Source organism: Paenibacillus sp. P13VS (assembly GCF_015143645.1).
In the GTDB taxonomy this organism is placed as follows: Bacteria; Bacillota; Bacilli; order Paenibacillales; family Paenibacillaceae; genus Paenibacillus; species Paenibacillus xylanilyticus_A.
Map to the genome: position 1 here is coordinate 250941 of NZ_WYEV01000006.1, position 25985 is coordinate 276925.

Consider the following 25985-nt stretch of genomic DNA (forward strand, 5'->3'; position numbering starts at 1 on the left):
CTCTCCTCCTTAAGCAAGGTTAATCCCTCTTAACTCTTCGACTTATTTGTAAACTACCCTGCACGTTAGTTTAACAAATAAATCAATCCAGCAACTGCAAACGAGCATACACCAGCTAAAGCAGACCATGTAGCAACTTTCTTCTTTATTTTACGGTCTTCATTAGACTCTGAATAAAAATTACCTCTTTGTTGGTTACCAGTCGTCCATGCTCCAATACAAACTCCAGAAACAAAAATGAGAATGATCCCTAGATAAATAAAAAAATTCATATTTCATCTTCCTTCCCATTACCCAAGTTCTTAATAAACCCCCGTATATTATAGGAAAAGGTTGCATGCGAAGAAGCGAAGTCCTATTTACGTTAACCTGCCCGTTAGTTGAACGGCTTATTAGTTCTTTTAGGAGTTGGAAATTCCAAAACTTGAATATTAAATAAATCCAAAACCGCAATAATAGATAACGCGAAACCACTATTCCATACCTCTTCTGTCCAATTCTCTTCAAATTTCTGACTACATTCGTTAATAAAATCTTGATTGATCAAGATTGAAAATGTTTCTGCCACTTCAGAATATAGATGTTCCTTAGCTCCAATTTTCTCTATCATCCATCTTAACCCTGTCAGAAGCCCCTTCTCGTGTTCGCCTGTCGCGTCCTCATATGAAGCTACCCATTCAAGTAACTGGTTTTTTCGATCTTGAGTAGTTTCTACAGTAATCGTGAACATTAAATCAACTCTTTTGATGTAGTTTTAGCTGTCCATTTAGCACATAAATTCTTTAATCTGTCGTCTTTCGATGAGCTGTTGTTTCCTTAGCTTAAATCGTGTTTGTTTCAAATCTGATCTTTTTTATCTAGATTCATTGTATATTTCTTCACCTAAGGAATTACTAATTGAAATATCTTGTACTCTTGCGTGACCAATACTTGATACTAACAAGCCTTTTTTGTCATTGATTTCCCTTGATTTAACAGTGCCATCCGAATATTTTAAGGTAATACTTTTGGATCCTTTATCCAATAGATCATTAGGTATAACGATTGCAATATATGGCGCTCCATCGCCAATGGTTATTACATCTAGATTATTTGATCCCCAAGATAGATTATGATCATGTAGCTTTCCATGCTGATCCGAATACAGGGTAATCAATGAATTTTTCATCAAAATAATAGCACTGCCCTCTATCCATATGGTATCTAGAGCAGCTACTTCATTCTCTGAGATATATTCCACAATCTGTTCGTTGGTTGGTGCTGTGTAAATCAGATTAGGCTCCTTAGAGCAACCAGTTATAATGATCATTAAGATTAAGAGATATGTAATTTGCTTTAGCTTCATATAAATCCCCTCTCATTTGATGAGTTCGGATTACACTGATAAATATTACATACGAACCAGATAATAGAAAGTTGCGTTAACCTGCCCTTTAGCTTAATAAATACTTTAATCCAGCAACCAACGAGAAAGGCACGTAATTCACTTCGTTAATAACAGGACCCTTTTCTTGTCCTTCATTCTGTTAAGAAATCTATTATACTAACCTGCCGTTAGTTGAACAAAAGCAGCCGATTACGTTGGTCAGCTGCTTTGTTGGTTTTATTGAGCTATCGTTTCCCGTTAGCTTAATCTTGAGCTTCTTCGAACAACTCTCTGAGCATTCTATCCTTGTTATTCACAAACTCTTTCATAATAATAAAGTGGTCGGTTTCTTCCAATACTTGTACCTCGATACCATCTGGCGTTAGATTGTAAATAATTGAATCTGGATATGCCATAAGAATCGGGGAATGGGTCGCAATTATAAATTGGGAGTTTTGCAAAACAAGTTCATGGATTCGTGTCAGCATCGCCATTTGGCGAAGGGGAGACAATGCAGCCTCAGGCTCATCCAGTATATATAATCCATTCTCCCCGAACCGATGAATAAAAGTGGAAAAGAACGACTCTCCGTGCGATTGCTCATGCAAGGATTTGCCACCGTACGAATCTTTAATAGGGCGACCGAATGAAGGTTGGCTGTCCAACTCATCGATCGTCGTGGCTAAATTATAATAACTTTCTGCCCGAAAGAAGAAGCCATCCCTTGGGCGTCGCGGACCTCTGATCAATTGTATATATTCATATAGGTTCGAGTGAGTAGCCTGGGTTGAGAAAGAAAAGTTGACCGTTCCACCCTCCGGGTTAAAGCCCCATGCGACAGCAATGGACTCCATCAGTGTTGATTTGCCCATCCCATTTTCACCTACAATATAGGTTACCTTGGGGTGGAAATCAAGAGTATTTAGGTTACGAATGACCGCCAAATCAAAGGGATAAAGAGTATAGGCAGGTACTTGTTGCCTCTTAAGCTGAAGTTGTCGTAAATAGGGATGCTGTATGTTCAATATAGTTCACTCCCTTTTAAGCCTTTAATCGATGTCGTTACCTTTGTTAGCAAACGCTGACTCATGTCTCGCCCTTAAGTTTACTCCTGCTCTTTAGTTGAGCAAAGATACCTTTGAAATACTATAGGATTAAGCCCTGATGAACTAAATATAGAATTCCACTTTCAAGCATTCCTTTTCTCTGCCGGAAACTTATATAGAATGCAGACCTCTCATTTTAAACCTTGTCTAGTGATTCTGCTGGGTAGACTTTCATGAAATCAAAATATCCCGGTGCTCCAATCGAGACGGTCGTAAAATAGAAATACCTCTCCTCCAGCTCCTGATTTTCCTCGCTCAACTCCAGAAAAGCTGGATCATTTATGATTTCATCATTCATTATGCCTTCCCGCCAGAAGCTCAGTTCAAGTTCAGGAATTACAAAAGAACATCCAGTTCTTGGGTCGGCATCTCCTGCTATTGGATACTCTTTACTAAGTGTGTGAATCAGATTCTCTACCTTTGTCGTGAAAACGTCGACGGCTTGAAACAAGCAGGGAATGTGGAATCGTCCCGAATAATTCGGGTTTATCAGCTGAATAAACTTCACTCTGTCATTAGAATCATATTCGAAATGTTCGCGCATAAATAACATTTCGATATAGCTAGGATTATCCGAATTGCCATCATTAGCTCTCCAATGGTCCAGACTCAGAAAAGTCTGCTCGACTTCTTCCCTGCACATGCCCAGCCGAAAAGGACCGATGTCGACAAGCGGATTTATCATGATTTTTTCCAAGTACAAACTCCTTTCAAATGTAATTTCTCTCATCCAAGCGAACATTAGACTCTCCATACCTTTGCGAATTGGGCACTAACTTTTTTTTGGACTGCCCCAACCAATTGAAGCTGTTGGTTTAATCCCGAACACGTAGCACCATATGGCATTCAAAATCGGCTCATCTCTTGCTTTAATTGACTTCTTAATAGTGATACTTGTGGAGACGTGAGCCGGTGGCATTACCTCCGGATCGCCTATCAGATACTCAATTCTTTTTTAACGCTATGAATAAAAATGTGGAGAAATGCAGATAAATAACTCACAAAAAGGTTTGAGTAGTTTCAAGGAGAGTATCTATGAAAAGTATAATGATGAAGTGCTTAATAGTATTTATTGGGCTTGGAATAACAGGAATAATCCCTTCCATTAGCGCTTATTCTGAAGCTGTATTACCTAAAGTTGATAAGGATGGTCACTATCCGATTACGTATTTTGATTCTCTAAATAAAGCAGTTAAAGAATATCAAAATTTAACATTCTCAAATCCTGTATTAATACCAAAATGGTTACCCAGTGAATCGTATCTGGAAAGTATACGCATTCTTGGTGTTGGTGATGTTCTAACAACGGAATACGTAGGTGGAGATCTGAAAGTTCGAATTCACGTTAATCCAAAAATAGAACGGTCAGATTTAAGCAAACGTAGGACAATCACCATAAATGATACAACAAAGGCTGAGTATAAAGAAAACAATTTCCTTTATTCATTGAATTTTGATGAGGAAGGTAGAAATTACATGATTCTTATTGAAAAAAAGAATGTAAAATCAATCAATAATGTTAATCCAATCAGTGTTATCAGTAAAGATAAAGCAATAGAGTATATGGTTAAGATCGGACAATCATTAACCCCATTCAGAGGGGATAGTTATTTCAAGAAAAGAACTGTCAATCACTGAATCAAATTTTTGAAGATATTTACAAATGACAAAATATATCCACCTCTTTGAGCACTACTACATGTTTGGTTCGTTCCACCAGTGCCTAAACCAATGGAGTAGTACCCACTTTTCGTAAATCCCCCAGTATTAATGTCTGATCCATTGGGAGCTATGATAACTGTTGAAATCGCTTTTCCATCAGGATCAAATAAAACAAGTGCAACATTGATCAACGCACCCATTAGACTGTTGTGAGTATAAATGATGCAAAAACTTCATACATCAAACCCCTGAATGAACTAAATTAAGCGATAGTGGAGTATGTCCTCTATCGCTTAATTGTATTTAGGGTTTACATACATAATGAAGAAATAACGTGGTGGTCGCTAAATTATAACGTTTCTCAAATGAGAGAGTTTCTGGATTCTCGAGGAAATGGTGAACATCTTGTGTTTCTAATTTTGAAAAAAGAGCCAGGGAATCCACAGAAAAATTCAATTCTTGAATAAAATGGTCTATTACTCCCCTGACTCTTTCATTAGACCCTACGCTATCAAAACCTACGGATAACAGCACTATGAATTGCTGAAATTCTGAAATCACACTTTGGGAATAATTCGTTATATCTAGTGTCATCTAATAAACCTAAATCATATCCTCACTAAAATTAGACATTTTACTTAAGGTTTGCGTTGAGAGTTTGTAAGAAGCCATTACCTTTTCTAAGAACTTATTAAATGGCTCACCATCTGAATTACTTGAATTTATGATAAGCAACACAACTACCTCCCAAATCTAAATTATTTTTAACTTAAGTTCCAAGTTCTCATCCTATTTTATTCTTTCGGTTTTGTTGTAATTTCTAAAAAGCGCATATATGGTTGTCCGTACATCGTGAAATATAAGTCCCCTATCTTCGTTTCAATAATTTTGCCTTTCTTCGTTGCTTTTGAAACATTCGAATCCACCCATGCAGTCAAGGTTTTAAACTCTTCTGAGTTCTTACTAAAGAAAGGGAACTTATAAACTTGCGCAGCTGCTTTTGTCGTTGCTTCAACTACTTTTGGGTTAGTCGGTGCGTCAAGATTGTTTAGATCGATATACCCTGATGCATCGACAAGGACTTCTACCCAATCAATTTGATCATTATCGCGAGTATGGTAAATATCGAATCGAACTTCAAGCTTGTCTTGTTGATAGGTTCCAACATACGCATCAAGCGTTTTTAAACGCTCAATGCGAACTTCATAACCGCCATCTTCCAATGATTTCTTCATAGCACTGGCGGCAAACTTAAATGGCTTCACTGAAGTCGCGTTTGATACATTAGAAGATGTATCTTCTTTATTTGCAGAAATGCCGTATCCGACGAAAAGAGCTAAAATTAGGACGATCACTATTTGAGGCACTTTATTCTTCTTATCCATATTGATAATTCCCCTCACAGTCTGACGAGTGAAAAACAAGATAATTGTGAATATCGCTTACTAGTTATTGGGATCTAGCGTCCAACAGAACCAAACAACAACTTTCACACGAAACCTTGTCCTACAATGCCTGTTGACAATGAACTATTACAGAATTTTTTTATTCAAGGATTCAAGTTTAGATTATTATCTCTGTCGTTCCAACCCGTAACTTTTTCATTTGTAAGTGAAATGGTTGAATTACCGTAATACCACGTACTTAACGGACCCACATTCATAACTTGGGTTGGAGTGCCCATGACCGATTTAACTTCATCTAATGATGCACCTAATAAAATGCTCCCTTCAGAAAGAGGAATTTGTTCTAAATTCAGATTATTGCTTCTATTGTTCCAACCAGTCACTTGTTCATCAGTAAATGAAATGGTTGAATTACCGTAATACCACGTACTTAACGGACCGACATTCATAACTTGGGTTGGAGTGCCCATCACTGATTTAACATCATCAAGGGTAGCTTTTAAGAAAAAGTTACCTCCCTCGGTAGGAGGTGATTGCTCTAGCTTCAGATTACTGTCTCTATCATCCCAGCCAGTTACTTGTTCATCAGTAAACGAAATGGTTGAATTGCCATAATACCAGGTACTTAGAGGACCAACATTCATAATTTGAGTAGGGGTTCCCATGATGGATTGAATCTCAGCGACAGAAGCACCAAGAAAAAAAGAACTTTCATTGGAATTAGATTGTACAGTTTCTACATTGTCTGTAACTGATTGCTCTTCAGTTTGAATCATCGGTTCAGTTGCTGTTAATGATGCAGAAGAATCATCATCAGTCTTTGAAGGTTCGGTATCTATCGAATACAAATCGTTTGGATCAGTATCATCATATAAAACCGTTGCATCTTCTTGAGAGGGATCTTCGACGTACTCATCAACGCTAATGTGTTGTTGCAAATCATATTGATCAGCGAATTGATCGGTTTGAGAACTTGTGTTGCTATTCAAATTAAATATTTTTAAACATAACAAAATTAAAACGCCTGCACTAACAACTGTTAAATAAGCCCTCCATTTGAATTGAATTCTAAATCGCGCTCTTTTAAGGGGATGTTTTGAATGGGTAAGTTTGTTGAGGTCAAGTCCACTTAGAAAAAAATCATCCGACATCCGATTTTGGTAAGACTGATATTTGATATCGTAAATTGCTCTTTGTTCCTCAGAAATCAATGTTTCGTATGCCTGTAATAATAACCTGAATGATTCTTCATTTCCTCCAACATCGGGGTGTTCTCTTTTAGCCTTTGTACGGTAAGCCTTTTTAATATCATCGGACTTTGCAGTCTGCTCCACGCCTATTATAGAATAATAATCAGTAAATTCGCTCAAAAATAAAACGTCTTCCGGCTCACCATAGGGTTCAAATTTAATTCCATATTTCAACTCATAAATCAATTTCGAAATTTGCAGTTGTCCATAATGGTAAGTACATTGGTTGTACAATTGTTTTTTGTTCTGCTCAAGTTGAGGGAGAAGAACAAAAGTTAGATGATGAAAAAGAAAATTTAACGATTCCCAAATTCTATCCTGTTTAAGGTCACGAAAAATACCAACAATCCACTTAATTAGGGAATCCGTTATTTCGTGATCAGTCCACAAATTATAGTTTAGAGCCTGATTTTTCTTCAAATACCACTTGGCTATTTTGGGTATAGATTCGATCCCATTAAATTTAGGCAACACTAAAATCACATCTCCCATTATAAGGCTCTTCCAGTTATGACAATTACACCATTAAAGAAATGTACAGGTAATTTACACCTACTATACATTTAAGTAGAATATGTGAACTATTTCCTAGCTGATTATTAGAATACATAAGGTTTTTTGATGAGATAGAGGGCATTCCCCGTGAAGGAGACTTCGTGCGGTTTGTTTTTATAATCGCAGCTAAATCAGTTCCCTATCTACATACGAATTAGTGACGAGAGTCACTTTGAGGGTAAGATAGTCAAAGCAGAGGCAGGATGTTTCTCTGTTGATATAAACGGCTTTTACATAGAATACCTACTGTATGATAAACACCTAAAAATTTTTTCGTAATGATAATGTTAAGTTTCCTCAATTGATACCGCCTGTTTTAAAAGTATTAGATACTATAATCAACAACAAAGGACAGTAAACACTGCCATTTTTGTTGAAATATTCTTTAACAAATCTAAAATGTCATTGTCATCTTGCGACATTTATCGCTTAAAAATATGACCATTTTTTATCGATTCTCCAGGCTCAATTTCTCCTATGTAGTTGGAATGAGGACCAGAATTTTTTTTTCAAATGTCCTTGGCTTAGTTCCTTCTCCAATTGAGTCAAACACGTTTTGTAACCTCTCAAGAACCGATTTTGCTATCAATTTCCTCAAGGTCTTCAAGACTTTCCAAACCAAACCATTCAACAAGCTTAGTCTTTGCCTTTTCCTTTATATCAGCGTCAATGTATATCGCTACAGTTCCTAATGCGGCAACTAATGCACCTAGGTCATCAGTGAACCCTACAACAGGAACAACGTCAGGAATTGCGTCTACAGGACTGATGAAGTAGGTTAGCGCTCCCGTAATGACAGCCTTAGCCCATATAGGTACGTCCTTATCCGTTAGACAATAGAAGAGAAGGAGCGCAGTATACACAACCTTACTCCCTGCCTTCTTACCAAACTTCTTAATCTTTTCCCAAAATGAATCTTCTGAATACTGATCACTAGCACTAGCCAATTTAGTTCACTTCCTTTTGAACTTGAAATTTCACATCACTTTTTTGAGAATTGACATGATGCTTAATAAAGTTCTACATCATTAGATTTGTCTCCTGCTTACAGAACTTATTTTCATGAATGATCAGTTTTAAATATTGTTTTATGGAACAGCTGTTTTTCAATAAATAAGAGAATTCAGATAGCTGTTTATCATTAAATAAAGAAAAAGCCTAATGCATCAAGCTTTTTCATAATGTTCGTTATCAATTCCTGTGCATATTTTATCATTGCTTGTGAGAATCTTTGTGACTATTTGACCATTATCATTTCCAAGGTAATGATAAGAAGCAAAAACGCCAAAATTCGGCGTTTATCAAAATGAATGGTGATAATGACTTTTTAAAAACAGGAACACTAGTTCTCAAATGTGCATTTTATCATTTCATGTGGGAATACCCCTTGATTTATAAGGCTTTGCGCTGTTTTTTTTTATCATTTACTGTGGAGCTATTATCATTTCGTGTGGTGACCTACACAGATAACAGAACATAGGCAGGGATTAACAATAAGACGATAGTAAGTGATGTTTCCCGGGTTAGCCTCAGCCACGACATCAGAAGTAATAGCGACGCCACATACACTGCAACATGTGTACCCGAGATAGCCAGTATATGCGTAAGTCCAATTTGTGAAAACTGACCATACGTATCGGGATCGATGTCACTTGCCATACCGATAATAAGCCCTTTCATGTACCCTGCATGTGGTTCGGGAAACAGTCTGTCTACAGCTGAACCCAATTGGTTTCTGACCAGGTCATTCCAGCGGAGTATATTGAACTGCCCAAACCCTTCAGGAGAGGTGGCTGTTACCGAACCGGCTCCCTTTACTTTGAACAACCAGTGGATGTACTGTGTCTTTAGATAATTCCGATAATCAAAACCGCCGAAATTCCTCGCTTCTCCAGGCAGCGCCAGGGAACCCGTCAACGTGATTGCATCCCCTCGTCGCCATTCTGTCGCCACCTGCTGTTCTTCCTCTGCAGCCAATCGCACCTGTACCATCAGGCGTTCTTTTTTGGCAGGCAGCTGAAAAACCTCTGAATCTGTCCCGGATTGACCCTCTCCTAGCGGTTCTATGGAAGCAAGCAGAATCTGAAAGTCTGCCCGGTCACCGTCAATCCGAACGTCTGAATCCAAGGTTGCATGAAGCGTTGCAGCGTACCCGTCCAACTCCTCAACTGCCATATGAGTAACCTCGGGCAAACTGCTAACATTCCGAGCCTCATTCCACTCCCAGTGCACAGCACCACCTATTAGCGACGCAATTAACAACAACGCGGACCACCCGCGCAGCTCAATCCACCCAAGCAGGAATGGCAAACAGGCAATAGCACCTAACATCCCCCAAAAGAGTGTCCATCCTGTCAACGCACATGCCAGCCCGCTGCCGCATAACCAACAGACGGTGAACACTACCAAAGGTCTACCCTTCACTAGCTTATTCCTCCCTCCGCCATAAATAAATGAACGCAAAGAACCCCCGGCAGCTGAACCAGCTAAACCGGGGGTTCTTCCCCATCAATGCTCTGAGCAATATCCTTTTTTTCAAAAGAGATCCTGCCTGTGTTTATGAATATTCAGTCGCATTAGATCATCTTCAATCACTAATCGTCATCATGGTTTCACGCGGCGGCTGGTAATTCTCCAACCTGCGGAACGTTATACCCTTCTGAGCCATCATGCGTGTCACTTTGCCTGTATCCTTCGGATAAGGGCGGTGAAAAACAATCTCCGTGATGCCGCTGTTCGCCAGCATATTGGAGCACGTCCAGCAAGGTTCATCCGTCACGTACACGGAAGACCCTTCACGGTCATTCCGATCGGTGAACAAAAGCAAATTTTGCTCCGCATGTATCGTCCGTATACACCGCTGCTTTTTGATCATTTCCTCCTGACCATCCGTTACCACAAGCTCATACTCTTCAGAAATCATGCATCCGGCTTCGGAACAATCGGGAACGCCCATGGGTGCACCGTTATACGCTGTTCCAAGCAATTTTTTACCTTGAACCAGCACGGCCCCCACATGGCGCCGCGAACAGCGGGAACGGGTTGAGACCATATAAGCGATGTCCATGAAATAAGTATCCCAATCTTTGCGTACGTCTGCTGTACTCATGTTCGTTTCCTCTCCCGTTCGTTAATAAGTTACACTTTGTGCAATGCAAATTTTAATTAACATAAGAAAACTTTGGTTTACTGCTCGTAATCATTTTATTACGGCCATTATCGGATCTGAACATAGGGGGCCATTTTCTCCAACATTTTCATCCCAATTCCCTTGACCTTTGTCAGATCACTCACTTTGGTGAATGGACCATGGGCATTTCGATAGTCGATGATGGCCTGGGCTTTTTTCTCCCCTATGCCCGGAAGCTCCGTCAGTTTGGAAGCAGATGCGGTATTAACATCAATTTTACCATTATCGATATCCTGTACCGGCTGAGCCGTTTGGATATTTTGTTGTCCAGCTTCCGCAGCAGGTGCCGCCACTGCCGTTGACGTAGCAGCCTCCGGTTCGTTTGACGCGCGAGTTGAACCGGTCTCTTCAACGACAAGTTCTGCCTGTTCAGTTCCCTTCGAATCAGCGCCATCAGCAGCCTTCTTGGCGTTATCATCAGCAGTAACCTTTACTTCGCCTTGACCCAAAACAGCCGACTGCACAGCAGAGGGATCCTGCTCTTTCGTCGGCGTCTCGGTGCCGAGCTGCATGGGTTCCCAGCCAGAAGGCGGCTGTTCACTTTTGCCCGACCATAATATGAATATACTTCCTATCACCGCAGCAGCAATGGCTGCTCCCTGTTTCCATTTCATGCTTCCACACCTCTCCCTGTCTTCAAAATAAATTATTCTGAACACGGGCGGTGCTTCCGAACCGTTGAATGCTGCTGGTGAAATCAAAGCTTTGCTTTTTTCATGTCATGTCATACAAGTCCTGGTGCATAGACTAGAAGGAACGAACTGCGCCAGTACCGTAAAGCATGAAAGGAGGCCTGAAACAATGAAGGTTGGATTTATCGGAACCGGCAGCATGGGAAGCCTGCTGATCTATGCCTTGATTCAATCCGGAGCACTCGAGCCCCGGCAGATCGCCGCAAGCAATCGGACCCCTTCCAAAGTGCGTCAGTTATCCCTCCGTTATCCCGGACTGCATGAATCACAGAGCAATCGGGAAACTGTCATCCGAAGCAACATCATATTTCTATGCGTGAAACCACTCGAATTCAAGCATGTTATTGACGACATTCTGCCTGTTGTAAATCCCAATCATATCATCGTCTCGATTACCAGTCCCGTGCAGCTGCGTCATCTGGAATCTTCACTTCCTTGCAAAGTCTCCAAAGTTATCCCCAGCGTTACGCACCAGGTTGGCAGCGGAGCATCCCTGTGCATTCATGGCGAACGCATGACCACTGAAGACCGATCCGTTCTGGAGGGACTTCTCAGTCACTTCAGCAGACCTTACCAAGTCGATGAAGCCTGCACCCGGATCACATCCGATTTTTCGAGCTGCGGACCTGCATTCATATCCTTCTTCCTGGAACAATGGATCGAGAGTGCCGTCAAACTAACAGGGATCAAACGCGCAGACGCCTGCGCTCTTGCAGGTGAAATGCTCCTCGGAACAGGCAAGCTGCTGACGGAAGGAGGATATACCCCCCAAGAGCTCCAGGCTCGCGTTGCCGTTCCCGGTGGCATTACCGCCCAGGCACTTGCTTTAATGAAAAACAGCCTGGACGGTGTATTCGACAGCCTAATCCATACAACCCACGACAAGTACGAAGAGGACTTGTTGAAGCTGGATGAAGTATTTAGAGCCGGTGAAATTAACCGGCAACAATATTAACAAGTTTGCCTGGAACGGCAATGACCTTGCGAATGGTCTTGCCTTCCAGAGCCTGTTTGACAGGTGCCAGTTCCATTGTAAAGTCCTGCATGCCTTGTGCATCGAGATCTTTGGCAATCGTTGCACGAGTTACGATTTTGCCGTTGACCTGTACAACAATCTCCACTTCAGCATCTACTGTCATGGATTCATCATACTCCGGCCAAGCTACGTAGGAGATTCCTCCTTCGTGTCCAAGACGGCTCCACAATTCTTCCGCCATGTGCGGTGCCAGTGGGGACAAGAGCTGTACAAAGTTTTCCATCGCTTCACGTGGCAATGTATCGGCTTTGTAAGCATCGTTGATGAAGATCATCAACTGGCTGATCGCTGTGTTGAAACGCAGATGTTCCAGATCATCCGTAACTTTTTTGATCGTTTTGTGAGCTGTGCGTTTGAATTCTTCCGTTCCGCCATCCACAGTGATCTTGTCGTTGATTGCTCCAGTATCCTCGTTGATGAAGAGACGCCATACGCGTGACAGGAAGCGGTACATACCCTCTACCCCGTTAGCATTCCACGGTTTTGTAGCTTCCAGTGGTCCCATAAACATCTCATAGAGACGCAATGTATCGGCTCCGAATTCATTTACAATTTCATCCGGATTAATGACATTACCACGGGATTTACTCATTTTCTCGTTATTGGTTCCCAGAATCATACCCTGGTTCACCAGTTTGTGGAATGGCTCCTTGGTATTCACCACGCCCAGATCATACAACACCTTGTGCCAGAAACGAGCATACAGCAGGTGAAGCACGGCATGCTCGGCTCCCCCGATATACAGGTCAACCGGCAGCCACTGCTGCTGTTTCTCCTGGGAGATCAGCTCTTTGTCGTTGTGTGGATCGATAAAGCGCAGATAGTACCAGCAGCTTCCCGCCCATTGTGGCATCGTATTGGTCTCGCGGCGGGCTTTCATTCCCGTTTCCGGGTCCACCGTATTTACCCACTCCGTTACGTTCGCCAGTGGAGACTCCCCAGTACCTGAAGGTTTGATCTGGTCGATATCCGGCAGCAGCAAAGGAAGTTGATCTTCCGGTACCGTCTTCATTGTTCCATCTTCCAGGTGCAGAATTGGAATCGGCTCACCCCAGTAACGCTGGCGACTGAACAACCAATCGCGCAGGCGATACGTTGTTTTCCCTTGCCCCTTACCATTCTCTTCCAACCATGCGATCATTTTCGCAATCGCTTCTTCGTTATTCAGTCCGTTCAGGAAGTCGGAGTTCACATGCGGTCCGTCACCAGCATATGCCTCTTGTGTTACGTCCCCACCCTGGATAACTTCAATGATGTCCAGACCGAACTGCTTCGCAAATTCCCAGTCCCGTCCATCATGACCCGGAACTGCCATAACCGCTCCTGTACCGTATCCAGCGAGCACATAATCCGCAATCCAGATAGGCAGCTTTGCACCATTAACCGGATTGATCGCATAGGCACCAGTGAATACGCCGGTTTTTTCTTTGGCCAGATCCGTACGTTCCAGATCACTCTTGCGAGCGGCCTGCTCCTGGTAAGCCTTAATGGCTTCACGCTGTTCCGCTGTCGTAATTGCATCGACCAATTCATGCTCAGGAGCAAGAACGGCAAAGCTTGCACCGAACAGAGTATCCGCACGTGTTGTAAACACTTTAATAACTTCTTCACTGCCCTCAATGGCAAATACAACCTCTGCACCTGTGGATTTGCCAATCCAGTTGCGCTGCATATCCTTGATGCTCTCGGACCAATCCAGCTCTTCCAGATCTTCCAGCAAGCGCTCTGCATATTCCGTGATTTTCAGTACCCATTGACGCATCGGTTTGCGTACAACCGGATGACCACCGCGCTCACTTTTGCCGTCAATAACCTCTTCGTTAGCCAGTACCGTACCCAGCGCTTCACACCAGTTAACCGGCACTTCATCTACGTATGCCAAGCCTTTATTGTACAGCTGGATGAAGATCCATTGTGTCCATTTATAGTATTCAGGGTCTGTTGTGCTGATCTCACGATCCCAGTCGTAAGAGAAACCAAGAGACTTGATTTGACGACGGAAATTGTCGATGTTGCGGAATGTAATTTCCCGTGGGTGCTCGCCCGTGTCCAGAGCGTGCTGCTCAGCAGGCAAACCGAAAGCATCCCAGCCCATTGGATGAAGCACATTATAACCACGCATACGTTTGTAACGGGAAACGATGTCCGTTGCCGTATACCCTTCCGGGTGACCTACGTGCAGACCTGAACCGGATGGATAGGGGAACATGTCGAGTGCATAAAACTTCGGTTTACCCGGGTCTTCACCTGTTTTAAACGTTTTGTTCTCATCCCAATACTGCTGCCAACTTTTCTCCATTACCTGCGGCTGATAGCCGTGCTTCGGCTGGTGATTTTCACTCATCTATTGTTCCTCCTCTTGGTTATTCACTTTTATTGCAACAAAAAAACCTCAGCATCCATAGCGTTTGCAGCGCTAGGGACGAGAGGTTGAATTCCCGTGGTACCACCCTAGTTAGCGGACGAACGTGCTTCGTCATCCACTCCCTTTGGACCTGTAACGGCGGTTAACCGATGCGGATTTCCATTCCTGAACGAAATGCCAGACATTCAAGCACAGGATGGTGTAATCACCGCATTTCTCCAAGGCGAGTTCGTGAAATACTGTCAATCGGCTTGCACCAACCGCCGACTCTCTGTCATGTACAGGACTCACTACTGTTCCTTATCATCGAAATATGTATACAATATCGGGACCATTATATAAAAAAGCACGACTAAAGTCAATATTGCTTGGTTTGTTGCTATAAATAATGCAGTTCTTCCCCATTCGGGCTAGGACATTCGAAATCGCTCGATTCCTTCTTCCAAGTTATGAATTGCCCACTGAATGTGTTCCTGGTTATCATATTGACGATATTCGCATTCAATCCACAGGATCAGATCGAAATACAGATCGTACAAGCTTCTTCGTTTTCGTTCACTCTCCGTTGTGATGGCCCTACCGTAACCTTTCACAAACCCTTTTGTATAATTAAAATGACTGAAGTAGTGCTCCATCAGGGGATCCGCCCATAGGCAGCGCTCAAAATCAATAATGGCTGTAATCCGCCCCTGTTCCACAAATACATTGCCATCCCACAGATCCCAGTGAATGAGTACCGGCTCGTTGACATCGCTCAGCACATCCGATTTCTCCCTAATCAATTGGGCAAGCTCATCATAATCCATAGGAAGTTTTACGCCAGCCTCTCTTCCGTCGGTCAGCAGATCATCCATCAGACTCAAAAATGCTTCCTTCCAGGTGTTATACTTTGGTTTCTTTTCTGAAAAATAGCCAAACTTTTCACCTCTGATCTCGTTGATCCGGCGATTGAATGCACCAAGCTGCTCTTCAATCTCTGCCTGCTCTGCTGCACTATACTGATCTTTGACCTTGTTGTAAGGCGTGCCAGACATATATTCCATCATAAAATACTCCGCCGGAGCAAGACTGCATGTGGTATCCCACGCCAATACACGGGGGACCGGTACATCTCGAAGCTCTCCCACAAGACGCAGTGCCTGAACTTCTGCCATCAGGAGATCCTGCTCACAACGCAATGGTTTACCAACCTTGGAAGGAGCGATTTTGAGCACCACCTCTTGCCCGTTGCCGAGCGAGATATAATAAGCATGGTTGGCCCATCCGTCAATCATTTCCCTATATTCCAGGATGCCTGTATTAAAATGTTGCTTGGCAATTGCATTCAGCTGTTCTGAAGTCAGCCTTGTTTTGTATGTACTTTCCACTTCTGCACCACCTTTTTTTATAAATACGAATTCTATTCATCAAGATCGGGTAAGCGTTTTCCACGTTTTCCACCTTCGTCCATTATGGCTCTCTTCACTGGTGCTGGCAATGCATTTCATCATAAAAACAGGAAAAAACCGCCCTCACTGTTGCAAGGACGGTTCCCTATCTGCAATTCTATTTCACCGCGACGTAAAATAGCCGCTGCGCGCCTTCCCCAGCTTCTTTCCATGTGAAATCAGCATATACACGGACATTCCTGAATCCAGCTTTGGTCAGTTCCAGCTTCATCCAGTCCGGATCGTACGCACGCTGAACGTGAACCTCTTCGAAACGCTGGTACATGTCCCTGCCGCCGTCATCCACCCGGGAGAAAATGCTGAGATGATGCTCAATCTCACACCGTTCACGATCCATGTCGCAGGTCCAGATATAGGATACGGAGCGTTCATCCAGGACAAAAGGCTGCTCTTCTTCATAGCGAATCAAGGTGTCTGGATGGTGTACATCAAACAGGAATGTGCCTTCCGGCTTCAGCATCTCGTAGGTACGCTGGAACGTACGAATAACATCTTCCTTTTCCAGCAAATAATTAATGCAGTCACAGAAGGAGATTACTGAATCCACCGGTTCGGGTACTCTCCAATCCCGCATATCCTGCTGAACCCAGCGGACACTGCCTTCACGATACAATCGATGACCTTGAGGAGTTCCCTCCATTTTGCTTCGCGCCACAGATAACATATCCGCAGACAGATCAATGCCCGTCACTTCAAACCCCGAGTTGACCAGTGGGATCGTAATGGACCCTGTTCCACATCCAAGCTCGGCCACACTCTTCGGCATGCCGTGCTGCTCCCACGCTGTTCTTGCAAACCTTATCCAGTCCGGATAAGGCATATCTTCCATTAATTCATCGTACACATAAGCAAATTTACGGTAAGACATGTCAGGCACCGCACTTTCAATTTCATTTTCCGATTCCAAAAGAAAAAGCAGGGGCGTCCGGAGTTCACCCAGCCTTGCCCTGCCTTCCTTCGTTCCAATATGTCGTTAACGATTACTTGTTTTCATCTGAATCTTTCGGAGCTGACTCCGTCAAATACGTCCAGTTTTCCTTCTGCGTCACCAGTCCGTCTTTCATCAGCTTGCCCAAGGCACGCTTAAAAGCAGACTTGCTGATTCCAAAGCGCTGCTTGATGATATCCGGTGGAGTGGCATCCGAATAAGGCATACCGCCCATAGGGCGCTCTTTCATAAACGCAAGAAGTTTGTCCGCATCTTCGTTACGGCCCACCTCTTTGCGAGGGGACATGGCCAGGTTTACACGCCCGTCTTCACGAACCAGCGTTACCCGACATTTCACCTTTTCACCCAGCCGCAGCATTCTGTTGCGCTCCGATGAATGGATCATGCCGATAGCACCGAAGCCAAGTACTCCGCCTTCTACAAGCACAAAAGTACCCATCTGCAAAGGTTTGTACACCGTAGCTTCCACCCATTCGTTCAACCATGATGTTGGGGCGTGGAACGCCAGAGGAGCAAGCTCACGTTCCCCGGCCAATTTGGCGCGAAGACGTCCCTGCTTGTCATGTTCCATAATAACAAAAACTTCATCGCCCACGTGTGGGCGCAGTTCTTCCAATTCGGGCAATTCACGGATAGGGAGCAGCAGCTGCCGTCCAAGGCCCATCTCAAGGAAACAACCAAGGCGTGGGTGTATATCTGCCACAACCAGTCGGGCCATTTCGCCAAGAGTAAGATATGGTTTTTTCATGGTTGCTGCCAAACGGTCCTCTGTATCAAAGAACAAAAAGACCTCGAGCGTCTCCCCGATTTTGACATCCCGTGTGAGTTCCGTATAGTGAAGCAGTACATCCTCCGATCCTGTCGTCAAAAAGTAGCCAAAAGGCGATACTTCACGATCAACGGGCAGGGAGACGACCGTGCCTGCAATCAAACTCATACCGTTTCCACCACTTTGGCGTCAGACCATAGCCGTTCAATGTTGTAATATTCGCGCTCATCACGATGGAAAATATGCACAACCACGTCGCCCATATCCATCAGCACCCAACGTGCGGAATCCATGCCCTCGATTCCTTTAATGTTAACGCCAGCTGCATGTGCCTGTTTGCGAATTTCGGTTGCAATGGACTGTACCTGTGTATCGGAATTACCGTGACAGATTACGAAGTAGTCTGCAACCAGAGAGATGCCTTTCAGGTCCAGTGCTACAATGTTCGATGCCTTTTTATCGTCAGCGGCGGTTACCGCCATATTCATAAGTTCTTTCGATGATACTGTCATGAACCAACCTCCATATTTTATAAGTGTGCAATCAGATCATTCCGCGACAACATCGTTAGCGGATAAATGACGCGGCGCTGCGAGATCAGCAAGCTGATCGTGGAATCAAAACCGGCAATCAGTCCCTCTTCCAAGCTGCGCTCTGCCTGCTCACGAATGTGATCTACACCTGGGAAATCTCTTCCCGGTTCAATATAGTCAGCAAGACATACAACCTTATCAAGCAGACTCATACCTACACGCCCGGAAGTATGCCAGCGGATTGCGTTAATGATTTCCGGATCATCAACACCATAATCGCGCTGTGCCACAAAAGCACCTACTTCAGAGTGCCAGAGCTGCTTGTCATGCTGTAAAAGTTCTTCGTTTAATCCGTTTTCACGGATGACCGCTTCCATCTCGGATACAGGCCAGTACTTGGCCACGTCATGCAGTATGGCTGCGAGGTCGGCTTTGACCGGATCCGCCCCATACTTCTCTGCCAACTGGACGGCCTTTTCCATTACGCCAAGCGTATGCTTCCAGCGCTTCTCCGGCATCTGACCGGAAACGGCCTTAATTAATTCTTCACGGCTTAGCCCCATATAAACCGCTCCTTACAATATATTGATGAACTGCATCAGGGATCATGAACCGTACCGAATGCCCCTTAGCTAGTCTTCTGCGAACAGCCGTGGATGAAATATCCACCAGAGGCATCTCGGCCAGCAGCACGCTGTCCTGCAGTTCCTCCGGCAGGTCATCCAGATGCAGCTGAAATCCTGGCCGCCCCACACCAATAAAGGTTAATTTCGCAGCCAGTTCTTCAATCTGTTCCCACTTCGGAAGATAGTTCACCATGTCCGCTCCGATAATAAAATAAAATTCATGCTCCGGATAACGGCGCCACAGTTCCTTCATCGTATCGATCGTATAGGACACCCCGCCGAGCTCCATTTCGATGCCCAGCACTTCATACTGTTCTACACCTTGTACCGCAGCCTCAGTCATATCCAGGCGCTGCTGTCCCGAAGCTCCAGCTCCGCGTTTATGGGGCGGAACATGGGAAGGCATAAACCAGATCTCATCCAGGGCATGTGAATCTCTTGCAGCTTCGGCTGCGAGCAGATGTCCCATGTGGATCGGATCAAACGTCCCGCCCATGATGCCAATCTTCACCCGTGTCACCGTCCTAAGGAAGTTCGATTTGTTTGTTGTCGCGTGATTCCTTGTACAGGATGATGGTGCTTCCGATAATCTGCACCAGTTCGCTGCCGGTTTCCCGAGCTACTTCTTCAGCGATTTCGTTTTTGTCATCCAGACAGTTGTTCAACACTTGCACTTTCATCAGTTCGCGTTTCTCAATTGCCTCTTCGATATGACGGAACAGATGATCATTGGTGCCCCCTTTGCCGATCTGAAATACAGGGGTCAGATGATGTGCTTGTGAGCGCAAAAAGCGCTTTTGTTTACCGTTTAACATAATTACTCCATAACTCCTTATGCCCGGCAGGCACTGTAACAGCGTTTTACGTCTGTCTGTTGCCTGACCGTTCAATGATATTTTTCACTTATTAAAACTATCCAATACAGCGCGTCTCATGGTCTCAACTGGCGCAGGAATGCCGAGCCAGTGTTCAAATGCGACCGCGCCCTGATACACAAACATGCCTAGGCCGCCGTGCACAACGCATCCACGCAAACGTGCTTCTCGCAGCAAGCGTGTCTCCAGCGGATTATAGATTAAGTCACTCACGGCCGCACCTTCCCGAATCAACTCCGGATTCACCGGTACATCATCGATATGCGGATGCATGCCTACCGCCGTAGTGTTAATCACGATATCAGCCGAGGCTAACACTGCTGCCGCTTCTTCCATGCCGCTGCCAGTGATGTTACCCAATCCGTGCCCTCTCAAATCGGAGGCAAGAGCCTCTGCTCTCTCACCTGTACGATTCAGGATGCTAATCCGTTCCGGCTTCTCCAGTGCCAGAGCATAGATGACGCCTCTTGCAGCGCCTCCTGCCCCAAGAACTGCAATCTTCTTGCCTGCGAGTTCCGGTACTGCTTCTTCCTTCAACGAACGAACATAACCAATACCATCGGTATTGTACCCAGTCAGTTTACCATTATCGTTGACAATCGTGTTCACCGCACCAATCAGCCGCGCACTATCATCAATGACATCGAGGTATTTCATGACTTCTTCTTTGTGAGGGATCGTTACATTAACACCCCGATATCCCAAGGCAACAATGCCTTTAACAGCTGCTTCCAGCTGCTCTGGACGAACATGAAGCGGCATATACAATCCGTTCACACCCGCTGTCGCCAGAGCCGCATTATGCATGGCAGGTGACTTGGAATGTCCAATCGGATCCCCAAAAACGCCAAGCAAAACAGGAAGTGAAGTACAGGTATTCTTTTGTTCTGACATGCGTCCGCCCCCGATCTATTGAGAATCATTTTGCCATATAACTAGATCAAAGATGGACGAACCAGCACTCGAATACCTTTTGGTGCATGTACAGCGACAAGCGCTCCATTGTCACCATTGACCTTGATCCAGCCCAGACCGGATATAAACACATCGGACTGGCTACCACGTTTGATACGGAACTCATGCCGTGTCCATTCAGGCATGTCCGCTGCATCCTCCCGGCTTGGCGGGGACAGCAGTTCTCCGGCGTGGTCACGATACAGATCGTCTGCACGCTCCAGCTTCGTCCGGTGAATATCGATTGCATTGCTTGTATAACAAGTGAAGGACTGGCGATCACCTTCAATGAAATCAAAACGAGCCATGGCACCAAAGAACAGCGTCTGTCCGGCATTCAATTGATACACCGCCGGTTTAAGCGGTTTGTCCGGCATGATGGCTGACAGATCCTTGCGTGATACGATCTCACTGAAACGCCATGGATACATGATTCCCGGCGTATCAATAATAAATTTGCCATCATCCAGTGGAATATTGACCATATCCAGCGTCGTTCCCGGATAACGGGAGGTTGTCAGCTCCTGCTCCAAATCGCTGTAGTCGCGGATCAGACGGTTAATCAACGTTGATTTGCCTACATTGGTACCGCCGACCACGTAAACGTCACGATCCTCGCGATACGTACCAACAAGCTCCAGCAGGCGATCAAATCCCTGATTTTGCTTGGCACTGCAGAGCACGATATCCACCGTACGCAAACCTTGCTCTTTAGCTTGCTTCTGTACCCAGTTACGAACCTTGTTCCAGTTGGTTACCTTGGGAAGCAGGTCCGTTTTGTTAACAGCCAGCAGAACCGGATTGTTCCCTACAAAACGCTGCAGACCGGAAATGATGCTGCCGTCAAAGTCAAACAGATCAACGATATGGATGACAAGTGCATCCTTATCCCCGATTTTGCTGAGAAGAGCCAGGAATTCGTCCTGATCCACCGTGACGGATGATGACTCATTGTAGTTTTTGATTCGGAAACAACGCTGACATATGACCGGTTCACGATCCAGCGCCTTCTCCGGAATAAATCCCGGTTTGTCCGGATTTTCCGTTTGCAGATGCACTCCGCATCCACTGCATCTTACGGCAGAATTGCCGTTATGCGTTTCTGTCATTTCTTCTTTTCCTCCTCGAGCCATAAGCCTTTCTTGCGCAAACTGGTTAGAGCAATCCGTTCCACGCGACGATTGAAGCGGGTCATGAAGCCTTCATCACCGATGGAAATGGGCAGCACCAAGACCGTATAAAGTCCCAGTCGGTTGCCTCCATATACATCCGTAAGCATCTGATCGCCTACAACAATCGTTTTTTCTGGAGTAAGCTCCATCATCTTCATTGCTCTACGAAACGGTGCATTCGATGGTTTGCGTGCACTATGCACAAACTGGATATCCAGCGGAGTCGCAAACAAAGATACACGGTTCAAATTGTTATTGGACACGATCATCAGCTTGAAACCCGCCTCTTTCACACGCGCAAACCATTCAATCAGTTCCGGTGTGGCATCAGGAGCTTTGGCACCGACAAGCGTATTATCCAGATCAGTTATAATTCCACGGTAGCCTTGAGCGTACAGCTCTTCCAGATTTATGTCAAAAACCGTGTCTACTCGCAGCTTGGGCATTAACATTTTAAACAAAGAAGTCACCTCAGTTTCATACGACACACTATATCACAAATCCGTCTTTCCTGAAAATGCATACAGTGCCTGTTGGTATGGGAAAAAGGAAAAACGGGACGGGCATCCTCTATGCCCGTTCCGCTTTGAGTTCCTTGCGCAGCTTCGAGGCTGTCTCATAGACTGCCTTCCAATCGTCCGAAGTAACGGAAGCCGGGCTGTAACGCGTGCGTTCAAACATCGCCAGCAGTTCTTGCAGCGTTGCTGCCGCAGCCGGTTTGGCCTGACTCCACCGGTTGACGGACTCGCGCAGGGTCTCGTCTCCGCTTCGGGTCAATCCTTTTCGTTTCACATAGCGAATCCAGCGTTCCGTCTCTGCAACAACTTTCTGCTCGGGGGTAAGTGGTCCGCCGGTGCGCAGACGCAGAAGCCAGAAACGGAGTGAGAAGCGATTCCGCCAGAACATATAAGCAACCCATAGGGCAAGTACAGCCACCGCCGCCCAGATTACAAACGCGGGAATGCCGGATGCTGCTTGTTCAGGTGCAGGTGCTTGCTCTTCTTCAACAACCTGTTCTTCTTCGGGTTGTTCTTCAGGCTCGTCTACTGGCTGCACATCAGGCTGTTCCGTCAACAGAGGCATATCAAAGCCAGGAGTCGCTTCAACCGGAATCCATCCGTATTCGCCAAAGTACACCTCAGCCCAGGAATGGGCATCTGCATTGGTCACGGTATACGTCGTCTCGATCTCAGCACCAGGCTGACGTGGAGCCTGCATGTCGGAATTAAGTGACATTTGCCCCGGGGCATATCCTTTTACCCAGCGGGCAGGAATACCTTCCGAACGTGCCATCATGACGAGCGCCGTAGAGAAATAATCACAGTACCCCTCACGGATGTCAAACAAAAATCCTTCAACAAAATCATTGCTTACTTTACGAGATAAATCGGGATTGTTAGTGTAATTAAAGTTTTGTTGTAAGTAGTTTTGCAGTAATGCTACTTTTTCATACGGCGTATTTGCCGAAGCCGTTATTTCGGCCGCAAGCTCTGTCACCCGGTCCGGGAAGCGGGAAGGCATCTGCAGGTACATGTCGTCTGCTGGATTGCTTCCATATAGATCATCAAACGTCTTGGTGCGGAGCTCATCTTCCACGATGACTGGTGCCTCGGATACAACCGTATACGTTTTAGGAAATTGCGGCTGCTGCCGATCTGTGACAATGTGCAGCTCTGCCTGATTCGCATTCCACAGCATCCGGCCAGATTCGTTCTCACCATTGACTGAACTTACTTCGGTTATGGAATACGCACCAAAGAGGATTGGATACACACTATCGTTCAGCATGGTTACCTTTTGCGTCACTTGCTTGGTATTTACATTGCCCGCATCCTCATTCTCAAGGGTTTGTCCGATCTCTACATCTTCCGAGGACACCCGTCTGCGGTCATCCCACCCTGTACCGGTGTACTCTTCCCGGGTTTCACCCCGCCAGTAACTCCGTTCATTGGTCGTTACCGACATGACTGGTGTGTAATCAAAGTTGAATCCACCACCCAGCTGGTTATCTTCACGGCTGTATCCGGACTCTGTGGAACTTGGAATGTCCAGCGTCCCGTTGCCAGTCTGACTGGTAGAGCTTCCGGTATAGTTACGCCATGCCGTATAAGGATCCGTCAGCGTTGGCGGTACTTCGGGCATGTTAACACTCGCTACAATAATCAGAGAAAAAATAATGGCGATGTTGGCAAGTATTTTGTACGGATAACGGAGCAATCGTTTCCAGCCCTGTGGGTAGTTCAATTGGAAGTTGCGGAAGTGCTGGCAAACGAGCCACCCCATCCCGGCAAACATGACCCAGGCCACTTCAATCCAGAGCGGAATCTGGGTGAAGGAATCCAGGATCCCCATCGAAACGATGTTCACACCCAGAAAAACAAGAATACGGCGTGTTGTCGTCACCAGACGTAGAGCTGCTTCGAGCATGACCCATGCGCATAGGGAGAACCAGATGTACGGGGTCAAATGCAGCAAAAATTGCTCCGTGCGGTCGCTCAGTGTACCGTAAGGAATATAGACAGAGTAATCAATGAGTGTTTTATGCAAAATATAAATAAGAACAAAGGCCTTGATGATGTTACGATATATTGTTTTGAAAGGTAAAATAATCTCCAGTACACTGACCGCAGCCAGCGTCCATAATACCAGCGATGTCGTCTCGGTATACCAGGATTCCTGTGTAAACGAAATCCACTGCATCCCAATCAGGAAAATCCAGAGCAGCGACGCTGCATGGTACCAGGATCTTTTTCCCATCGACTGTTCTCTACTACTCGTACTCATACAGAACCTCCCCCCATAACCGTTGGAAGTTCCTGCAGATGGGAAACAACAAAGGATCTGGTGCCTCTCCCTCGCAGCATGGCGGCCCATTCGGCACTCTGACGAGAATCCTTGGTATCAAGGATAATATGACACGGTGTCATCCCGCGCGTATCAGCCCACCGCAGCAGTTCCAGTACCTTTTCATCCTTCTGGGGAGATATGACTACAAAGTAAGCGCCCTGCGGCAGCTGACGAGCAAGCTTCTCAATACCAGGGAGCAGTCTTTTGTCCTGACCATCATGCTGGACATCCACCAAATGATGCATCATCTTCTGTCGGTCCATCAGGCTTTCGCTTGGAGGAAGCAGCGTCGGTTGGTCAGATAGCGTCATCAGCCCCATACCCATCCGTTCTCTCGTACCATACTCCAATAGCGATGCCGCCGTGGAAACCGCCAGCTCAAATGTTTCCCCCTGCTCGTAACTGCCCGCCATAGCGTCAAGTACCAAAATGGTTTTGGGTATCGACTCATGTTCAAACTCCTTGGATTTCCATGTCCCTGTCTTGGCTGTAGCATTCCAGTGAATGCGGGACAGCCTGTCACCATACACGTAATCACGAACACCGTTGATTTGAGTTGTTTCCCTGCGGGAACGCGTCTGCGCGGTTTGTGGACCAGACAGTCGTGATTTGCGATCGTACAGCTGCCAGTACGGTATGAATACGGTACGAGGTAGCACCCTAAACTCGCCTTGGGCCTTGAATGTACCACGGTGCTCAATCAGGCCAAAGATATCTTCGCTTGCACATTCAGTATCTGAAAATGCATATTTGCCGCGCTCCAGCGGCGGAGTCTGAAAAGACAGCTCTCCATTTCCTCGCATATTCGGAATCAGGCTCTCCCTGAAGGACCAGGATTCCCCGTTATGACGATGCAGCATTTCACGGACAACCACGTAAGGCAGCGGCAAAAATCCGGGGATGGTCAGCCTGAGCTTCACCTGAACCTGGTCACCGGCATGCAGCAGCTCTTCATGGTCCTGACCCGATGATAGGATTCTTACACCGCGTGCACGTCTTACTCCACTGAATCCGGCAATGGCCAGATACAGACAAAGGAGGGTCACCATCGAAAGCAGCATGATGGATGTTTTCCCGCCCTGGAATAATACATAGGCCAAGCAGCAAATCCACACCGCCGCGATACTCCATACGCGGGGGTGGCGCATTCCTCTTCTGACATTACTCAAAAGCGGCTTCATGAA

27 protein-coding genes and 1 other annotated feature are annotated in these 25985 nt (G+C 45.4%); of the genes, 2 read left to right on the plus strand and 25 right to left on the minus strand.

Annotated features, from left to right (window positions below; all coding sequences use genetic code 11):
• Positions 1-65: 65 nt before the first annotated feature.
• The 5 genes from GUA98_RS17365 to GUA98_RS17385 all read right to left on the minus strand — a co-directional run bounded on the left by GUA98_RS17365 (position 66) and on the right by GUA98_RS17385 (position 3169).
• A complete protein-coding gene (locus GUA98_RS17365) occupies positions 66-272 on the minus strand; it encodes a DUF5316 family protein (RefSeq protein WP_193723900.1) in 207 nt (68 codons plus the stop codon).
• 104 nt (positions 273-376) lie between these two features.
• The gene (locus GUA98_RS17370) at positions 377-730 is read right to left on the minus strand and encodes a hypothetical protein (RefSeq protein WP_193723901.1); all 354 of its coding nucleotides are present in this window, start codon (positions 728-730) and stop codon (positions 377-379) included.
• 123 nt (positions 731-853) lie between these two features.
• Positions 854-1345 carry a hypothetical protein gene (locus GUA98_RS17375; RefSeq protein WP_193723902.1) on the minus strand — a complete coding sequence of 164 codons (492 nt, stop codon included), beginning with the start codon at positions 1343-1345 and terminating at the stop codon, positions 854-856.
• A gap of 284 nt (positions 1346-1629) precedes the next feature.
• Entirely contained in the window at positions 1630-2391 is a 762-nt protein-coding gene (locus tag GUA98_RS17380; RefSeq protein WP_193723903.1) for an AAA family ATPase, read from the minus strand.
• A gap of 217 nt (positions 2392-2608) precedes the next feature.
• A complete protein-coding gene (locus GUA98_RS17385) occupies positions 2609-3169 on the minus strand; it encodes a hypothetical protein (protein ID WP_193723904.1) in 561 nt (186 codons plus the stop codon).
• Between the two features lie 338 nt (positions 3170-3507).
• On the opposite strand from GUA98_RS17385, the gene GUA98_RS17390 reads away from it, so the two are divergent.
• On the plus strand, positions 3508-4110 hold the full coding sequence (locus tag GUA98_RS17390) for a hypothetical protein (RefSeq protein WP_193723905.1): 603 nt from the start codon (positions 3508-3510) through the stop codon (positions 4108-4110).
• Between the two features lie 327 nt (positions 4111-4437).
• Here the strand turns inward: GUA98_RS17390 and GUA98_RS30305 are convergent, their stop codons facing one another.
• From GUA98_RS30305 to GUA98_RS17420, 7 genes are all read right to left on the minus strand, one after another.
• Positions 4438-4728: an HTH domain-containing protein gene (locus GUA98_RS30305; protein WP_415753038.1), complete on the minus strand. Its 291-nt coding sequence runs from the start codon at positions 4726-4728 to the stop codon at positions 4438-4440.
• Positions 4729-4928: 200 nt separating this feature from the next.
• Positions 4929-5519: a hypothetical protein gene (locus tag GUA98_RS17395; RefSeq protein ID WP_193723906.1), complete on the minus strand. Its 591-nt coding sequence runs from the start codon at positions 5517-5519 to the stop codon at positions 4929-4931.
• Positions 5520-5683: 164 nt separating this feature from the next.
• Entirely contained in the window at positions 5684-7282 is a 1599-nt protein-coding gene (locus GUA98_RS17400; protein ID WP_193723907.1) for a J domain-containing protein, read from the minus strand.
• 629 nt (positions 7283-7911) lie between these two features.
• Positions 7912-8292 (minus strand): YkvA family protein, encoded by a 381-nt coding sequence (locus tag GUA98_RS17405; RefSeq protein WP_193723908.1) that lies wholly within the window; start codon positions 8290-8292, stop codon positions 7912-7914.
• Between the two features lie 511 nt (positions 8293-8803).
• Positions 8804-9769, minus strand: a complete 966-nt coding sequence (locus GUA98_RS17410; protein WP_193723909.1) for a ComEC/Rec2 family competence protein — start codon at positions 9767-9769, stop codon at positions 8804-8806.
• Positions 9770-9932: 163 nt separating this feature from the next.
• Positions 9933-10454, minus strand: a complete 522-nt coding sequence (locus tag GUA98_RS17415) for a deoxycytidylate deaminase (protein WP_095289821.1) — start codon at positions 10452-10454, stop codon at positions 9933-9935.
• 107 nt (positions 10455-10561) lie between these two features.
• Complete coding sequence (locus tag GUA98_RS17420; protein WP_227779730.1) at positions 10562-11149, minus strand: ComEA family DNA-binding protein; 588 nt, start codon at positions 11147-11149, stop codon at positions 10562-10564.
• Positions 11150-11336: 187 nt separating this feature from the next.
• Between GUA98_RS17420 and comER the strand changes: the two genes are divergently transcribed.
• Positions 11337-12182: a late competence protein ComER gene (gene comER / locus GUA98_RS17425; protein WP_193723910.1), complete on the plus strand. Its 846-nt coding sequence runs from the start codon at positions 11337-11339 to the stop codon at positions 12180-12182.
• Here comER and leuS read toward each other — a convergent pair.
• From leuS to GUA98_RS17490, 13 genes are all read right to left on the minus strand, one after another.
• Positions 12163-14607, minus strand: a complete 2445-nt coding sequence (gene leuS / locus GUA98_RS17430) for a leucine--tRNA ligase (protein WP_193723911.1) — start codon at positions 14605-14607, stop codon at positions 12163-12165. The genes comER and leuS overlap by 20 nt on opposite strands.
• A gap of 71 nt (positions 14608-14678) precedes the next feature.
• Positions 14679-14944: a binding site (T-box leader), on the minus strand.
• A 94-nt stretch (positions 14945-15038) separates the two neighbouring features.
• A complete protein-coding gene (locus GUA98_RS17435) occupies positions 15039-15995 on the minus strand; it encodes a phosphotransferase family protein (RefSeq protein WP_193723912.1) in 957 nt (318 codons plus the stop codon).
• Between the two features lie 178 nt (positions 15996-16173).
• A complete protein-coding gene (locus tag GUA98_RS17440) occupies positions 16174-16944 on the minus strand; it encodes a class I SAM-dependent DNA methyltransferase (protein ID WP_153979484.1) in 771 nt (256 codons plus the stop codon).
• 112 nt (positions 16945-17056) lie between these two features.
• Positions 17057-17962, minus strand: a complete 906-nt coding sequence (locus GUA98_RS17445) for a S1 RNA-binding domain-containing protein (RefSeq protein WP_153979485.1) — start codon at positions 17960-17962, stop codon at positions 17057-17059.
• A complete protein-coding gene (gene rsfS, locus GUA98_RS17450) occupies positions 17959-18306 on the minus strand; it encodes a ribosome silencing factor (RefSeq protein WP_095289811.1) in 348 nt (115 codons plus the stop codon). Before rsfS ends, GUA98_RS17445 begins: the two co-directional genes overlap by 4 nt.
• A gap of 17 nt (positions 18307-18323) precedes the next feature.
• Positions 18324-18890 carry a bis(5'-nucleosyl)-tetraphosphatase (symmetrical) YqeK gene (gene yqeK / locus GUA98_RS17455; protein ID WP_127537722.1) on the minus strand — a complete coding sequence of 189 codons (567 nt, stop codon included), beginning with the start codon at positions 18888-18890 and terminating at the stop codon, positions 18324-18326.
• Positions 18874-19464, minus strand: a complete 591-nt coding sequence (locus tag GUA98_RS17460) for a nicotinate-nucleotide adenylyltransferase (protein ID WP_095289808.1) — start codon at positions 19462-19464, stop codon at positions 18874-18876. The genes yqeK and GUA98_RS17460 overlap by 17 nt, the downstream gene beginning before the upstream one ends.
• A gap of 13 nt (positions 19465-19477) precedes the next feature.
• Positions 19478-19768 carry a ribosome assembly RNA-binding protein YhbY gene (yhbY, locus tag GUA98_RS17465; protein WP_095289806.1) on the minus strand — a complete coding sequence of 97 codons (291 nt, stop codon included), beginning with the start codon at positions 19766-19768 and terminating at the stop codon, positions 19478-19480.
• An 84-nt stretch (positions 19769-19852) separates the two neighbouring features.
• Positions 19853-20722: a shikimate dehydrogenase gene (gene aroE, locus GUA98_RS17470; protein ID WP_193723913.1), complete on the minus strand. Its 870-nt coding sequence runs from the start codon at positions 20720-20722 to the stop codon at positions 19853-19855.
• A 41-nt stretch (positions 20723-20763) separates the two neighbouring features.
• On the minus strand, positions 20764-21891 hold the full coding sequence (gene yqeH, locus GUA98_RS17475) for a ribosome biogenesis GTPase YqeH (protein ID WP_193723914.1): 1128 nt from the start codon (positions 21889-21891) through the stop codon (positions 20764-20766).
• Positions 21888-22415 carry a YqeG family HAD IIIA-type phosphatase gene (locus GUA98_RS17480; protein WP_095359536.1) on the minus strand — a complete coding sequence of 176 codons (528 nt, stop codon included), beginning with the start codon at positions 22413-22415 and terminating at the stop codon, positions 21888-21890. The genes yqeH and GUA98_RS17480 overlap by 4 nt, the downstream gene beginning before the upstream one ends.
• A gap of 109 nt (positions 22416-22524) precedes the next feature.
• The gene (locus tag GUA98_RS17485; protein WP_193723915.1) at positions 22525-24738 is read right to left on the minus strand and encodes a DUF3488 and DUF4129 domain-containing transglutaminase family protein; all 2214 of its coding nucleotides are present in this window, start codon (positions 24736-24738) and stop codon (positions 22525-22527) included.
• The gene (locus tag GUA98_RS17490) at positions 24735-25982 is read right to left on the minus strand and encodes a DUF58 domain-containing protein (RefSeq protein ID WP_193723916.1); all 1248 of its coding nucleotides are present in this window, start codon (positions 25980-25982) and stop codon (positions 24735-24737) included. Before GUA98_RS17490 ends, GUA98_RS17485 begins: the two co-directional genes overlap by 4 nt.
• Between the last annotated feature and the right edge of the window lie 3 nt (positions 25983-25985).